This window comes from Pseudomonas sp. NPDC087614 (genome assembly GCF_044743485.1).
Taxonomy (GTDB): domain Bacteria; phylum Pseudomonadota; class Gammaproteobacteria; order Pseudomonadales; family Pseudomonadaceae; genus Aquipseudomonas; species Aquipseudomonas baetica_A.
On the sequence record NZ_JBIUWN010000153.1, the window covers coordinates 1 to 4,149 of the forward strand.

General features: G+C 57.2%; 4 protein-coding genes and 1 pseudogene. 4 read left to right on the plus strand and 1 reads right to left on the minus strand.

Annotated features, from left to right (window positions below; translation table 11 throughout):
• Window positions 1-484: 484 nt before the first annotated feature.
• From rluC to sppA, 3 genes are read left to right on the plus strand one after another with little or no spacing between them, the layout of a single operon-like run.
• Complete coding sequence (gene rluC, locus ACIOWA_RS27530) at window positions 485-1,444, plus strand: 23S rRNA pseudouridine(955/2504/2580) synthase RluC (protein WP_339431063.1); 960 nt, start codon at window positions 485-487, stop codon at window positions 1,442-1,444.
• Window positions 1,431-2,093 carry an HAD-IA family hydrolase gene (locus tag ACIOWA_RS27535; protein ID WP_339431064.1) on the plus strand — a complete coding sequence of 221 codons (663 nt, stop codon included), beginning with the start codon at window positions 1,431-1,433 and terminating at the stop codon, window positions 2,091-2,093. The genes rluC and ACIOWA_RS27535 overlap by 14 nt, the downstream gene beginning before the upstream one ends.
• Before the next feature lie 24 nt (window positions 2,094-2,117).
• Window positions 2,118-3,107, plus strand: coding sequence for a signal peptide peptidase SppA (sppA, locus tag ACIOWA_RS27540; RefSeq protein ID WP_401162885.1), 990 nt, complete (start codon window positions 2,118-2,120; stop codon window positions 3,105-3,107).
• Between the two features lie 72 nt (window positions 3,108-3,179).
• Here the strand turns inward: sppA and ACIOWA_RS27545 are convergent, their stop codons facing one another.
• Complete coding sequence (locus ACIOWA_RS27545; protein WP_401162886.1) at window positions 3,180-3,758, minus strand: Maf family protein; 579 nt, start codon at window positions 3,756-3,758, stop codon at window positions 3,180-3,182.
• 105 nt (window positions 3,759-3,863) lie between these two features.
• Here ACIOWA_RS27545 and ACIOWA_RS27550 point away from each other — a divergent pair.
• A pseudogene (locus tag ACIOWA_RS27550) lies at window positions 3,864-4,130 on the plus strand (metal-binding protein); the annotation flags it as partial.
• Window positions 4,131-4,149: the final 19 nt, after the last annotated feature.

Consider the following 4,149-nt stretch of genomic DNA (forward strand, 5'->3'; position numbering starts at 1 on the left):
GCGACTTGATAAAGCCTAGAGCTACACAGTCCCGCGGATGTGCATCTCCACCCTACACCTATCCCTGATAATTCGGGTGCTGCCGCGCGCAGAATCCGCAGCGGGTTGGCATTTACCGTGAACTCCGAAAGGGGAGGTCACGCATCATGGCTAATTTAGGCGATGTTTCCGAAGCGTTCGCTCGGGGTCATTCGCAGCTGACTGCACTTTGTGAACTGGCCGTGAATATCTGCCTGCCAGACGAGTAAAAACTCTGCTCGGCGGTGTAATTCAGGCCTCATGTCACCTGCGCTTGTTACAACTGCAAACTCCACCGTTACGTAGCGAAAGCCCCGTAGGACGGCCTCGCGTCCTGGTGAATTGCGTTGGTCAGGGCCGGTTTTTGACCGTGGTTCCGCTGCCCAGGCCGCTTTTGGCGGCGTTCGCGACTATAGCAGCAATGATTAAGTGCTTCAATTCCATAAAAATTGTTATCATCCGCGGCATGACAACTACTGCCCCTTCGACTCCAGGCGTTCAATTGCTTGAAGTCTCGCCGGAGTATGCCGGCCAACGAATCGACAACTTTCTCCTCGCCCGGCTCAAAGGCGTGCCCAAGACCTTGATTTACCGCATTTTGCGTAAAGGCGAAGTGCGCGTGAACAAGGGACGGATCAAGCCTGAATACAAACTGCAGGCCGGCGATATCGTGCGCGTGCCGCCGGTTCGCGTGCCGGAGCGTGATGAACCGGTGCCTTTGGCCCAGGGACTGTTGCAGCGTCTGGAAGCATCGATCGTCTACGAAGACAAGGCGCTGATCGTGATCAACAAGCCCGCCGGCATTGCGGTTCACGGTGGCAGCGGTCTGAATTTCGGCGTGATCGAAGCCTTTCGTCAGTTGCGTCCCGATACAAAGGAGCTGGAACTGGTCCATCGTCTCGATCGTGACACTTCCGGCTTGCTGATGATTGCCAAGAAACGCAGCATGCTGCGTCACTTGCACGAAAAATTGCGTGGCGATGGTGTCGACAAGCGCTACATGGCGCTGGTTCGTGGTAATTGGGCGACCTCGATCAAGCAGGTCAGTGCGCCATTGCTCAAGAGCAACCTGCGTTCCGGTGAGCGCATGGTTGAAGTCAACGACGAGGGCAAAGAAGCCCTGACTGTGTTCAAGGTGCTGCGCCGCTTCGGCGATTTCGCCACCATGGTCGAGGCCAAGCCTGTTACCGGTCGTACCCACCAGATTCGCGTCCACACCCTGCACGCCGGGCATTGCATTGCTGGCGACAGCAAGTACGGTGATGACGATTTCACCAAGGAAATCCGCGATCTGGGCGGCAAGCGCCTTTTTCTGCACGCTTACATGCTGACCGTGCCGCTGCCTGACGGTGGCAAGCTGACCTTGCAGGCCCCGGTCGATGAAATGTGGGCCAAGACTGTGGAGCGCCTGAGTGCCGCACCCTGATTACAAACTGCTGATTTTCGATTGGGACGGTACGCTGGCCGATTCCATTGGCCGGATTGTCGAGGCGATGCATTCCGCGTCCGGGCGGTCCGGTTTCGAGTTGCGCGATGACTTTGCCGTCAAGGGCATCATTGGCCTGGGTTTGCCCGAGGCGATTCGCACGTTGTACCCCGAGATCAGCGATACCGAAATGGTTGCGTTCCGCGAGTATTACGCAGATCACTACATCGCTGCAGAAGCCGTGCCTTCGCCGTTGTTCGAGGGTGTCGTCGAGTCGATGGCATCCTTTCGCGAGCAGGGTTATCACCTGGCAATCGCGACCGGCAAGAATCGTCGCGGACTGGATCGGGTGCTCAAGGCTAATGGCTGGGAAGAGTATTTCGACATTACCCGTGCTGCCGATGAAACTGCGAGTAAACCGCACCCTCTGATGCTGGAGCAGATTCTTGCTCATTGCGGTGTTCGTGCGGAGCAGGCGCTGATGGTGGGGGACTCGTCCTTCGATCTATTAATGGCGCGTAACGCGGGGATGGAGTCGGTGGCGGTCAGTTATGGCGCGCAATCGATTGAATCACTGCAGCAGTTCGAGCCGCGTCTGTCGATCGATCGTTTTTCCGAATTGCATGCCTGGCTGGGGCAGCGGGCCTAATACGTTTTTGCTGGGGTGAATGGCATGACCGACGAATGGAAGGCACCGGCCAAGGCAAGTGCCGACGGCGGTGACGAGAAAAGCTGGAAGCTGTTGGAAAAGACTCTGCTCGCCGGTGTGCAGGAGCAACGTCGCTCGCGGCGTTGGGGGATTTTCTTCAAGCTTCTGACGTTTGTTTATCTGTTTGTTGCGTTGATCCTGTTCACGCCGCTGATGGATATGGAAAAGAGCGCCGCTCGCGGCACGAACTACACCGCGCTGATCGATGTTACCGGCGTGATCGCCGATAAGGAATCGGCCAGTGCTGACAACATTGTCGGCGCCTTGCGCGCAGCGTTCGAAGACAAGAAAGTCAAGGGTGTCATCCTGCGTATCAACAGTCCTGGCGGTAGTCCGGTGCAGTCGGGGTATGTCTATGACGAGATCAAGCGTCTGCGCGGTCTGCACCCGGACACCAAGCTGTATGCGGTGATTTCCGATCTCGGTGCGTCCGGTGCCTATTACATTGCCAGTGCGGCGGATCAGATCTATGCCGATAAGGCGAGTCTGGTGGGTTCCATTGGTGTGACCGCTGCTGGATACGGTTTTGTTGGCACCATGGAGAAACTGGGTGTTGAGCGTCGCACCTACACCTCGGGCGAGCACAAGTCGTTCCTTGATCCGTTCCAGCCGCAGAAACCTGAAGAAACCGCGTTCTGGCAAAGTGTGCTGGATACCACGCACAAGCAGTTCATCAATAGCGTCAAGCAAGGGCGCGGCGATCGCCTGAAGGATAAAGAGCATCCGGAGCTATTCTCCGGGCTGGTCTGGTCGGGTGAGCAGGCGCTGCCATTGGGTTTGATCGATGGCTTGGGTAGCGCCAGTTCGGTGGCGCGTGACGTGATCGGTGAGAAAGAACTGGTTGACTTCACTGTTCAGGAATCGCCGTTCGATCGCTTCTCGAAGAAGCTTGGTGCAAGCGTTGCTGAGCAGTTGGCGATGTGGATGGGGTTCCACGGTCCTTCGTTGCGCTGAGTTGTTTTAAAGAGCAAAAGATCGCAGTCTGCGGCAGTTCCTGGGAGCTATCGAAGGCTGCGATCTTTTGCTTTAAGGGATCTGCATTCCCTCAGCCAGCAGCATGTCGATCAGGCGAATCAGTGGCAAACCGATCAGGCTGGTGGCGTCCGGGCCTTCGGTGGACTGGAACAGGCTCACGCCCAGGCCTTCGGCCTTGAAGCTGCCAGCGCAGTCGTAGGGTTGCTCGATGCGCAGGTAACGCTCGATGCGCGCCAGATCGAGTTGCCGCATATGTACGGTGAACGGCACGCAGTCGACCTGGCATTGGCCGGTCTGGCTGTTGAGCAGGGCGAGGCCGGTGAGGAAGGTCACGCTGGCACCACTGGCAGCCATCAGTTGCTCGCAGGCTTTCTCGAAGGTGTGCGGCTTGCCGATGATCTGCTCGCCGAGCACGGCGACTTGATCGGAACCGATAATCAGATGAGCGGGGTGGTTGTGGGCCAATGCTCGGGCTTTTTGTTCGGCGAGGCGTTTGACCAGTTCGATCGCCGGCTCGCCGGGGCGGTGGCTTTCGTCGATATCCGGCGAAATGCAGGTGAACGGCAAGTGCAGGCGGGCAAGTAATTCGCGGCGATAAGTCGAGCTTGAAGCGAGTAATAAAGGCAGCATTCGCGTCTCCTGAGGGAGGTGTGGATTCTAGCGCAGGCGTGCAAGTGACGGACAGGGCACAATTTCCTTTGACATGGGTGGGTGCATCCCTATAATGCTGCGCCTATGTTGAATGACCCGATTCCACCTCACGTTGACCCGCGCAAATTGGCTGATCGTGGCACCACCCTTCAAGGTGAACTGCTGCTGGCCGATTTGAAGAGACTCTGCGACCCGCTTTCCGACAATGTCGGTACGGTGCAGGCCAAATTCGTTTTTGAACGAGATGAACGTAAATCTGTGGTGGTCCACAGCTGTATCGACACCGAAGTCAAAATGGTTTGCCAGCGTTGTCTTGAGCTGGTCACCCTGGCGTTCCACAGCGCATGCAGTTAGGCGGTGGTGAAGGAGG